Below are 260 nucleotides of genomic sequence, written 5' to 3' on the forward strand. Positions count from 1 at the left end.
CTGGAGCGATGTCGTCGGCAGCGTCAGATGTGTATAAGAGACAGGTATGGATACATTTCAGCGCTGTCATACATACCACGATCACGGCAATAGCGTTTCCAGTCAGTAAGCATCACATCAAATGAGATACCAAACGGATTATCGTCAACTGCCATCGATGTAACGGCAACTACCACATCAGACAGTTCTGGTGGCCATGAATTACCACTCATACAACGGTCAATACAATACTGAAAAATGGCCTCGAACTGTGTATCAGT

The 260-nt window shown here is 45.4% G+C and carries 1 pseudogene; it reads right to left on the reverse strand.

The features are described from left to right. Nucleotides 1-23: 23 nt before the first annotated feature. Nucleotides 24-260, reverse strand: a pseudogene (locus tag ACNQ0T_RS24520) (replication protein); the annotation flags it as partial.

This window comes from Enterobacter cloacae complex sp.6700776, from assembly GCF_048284255.1.
In the GTDB taxonomy this organism is placed as follows: domain Bacteria; phylum Pseudomonadota; class Gammaproteobacteria; order Enterobacterales; family Enterobacteriaceae; genus Enterobacter; species Enterobacter intestinihominis.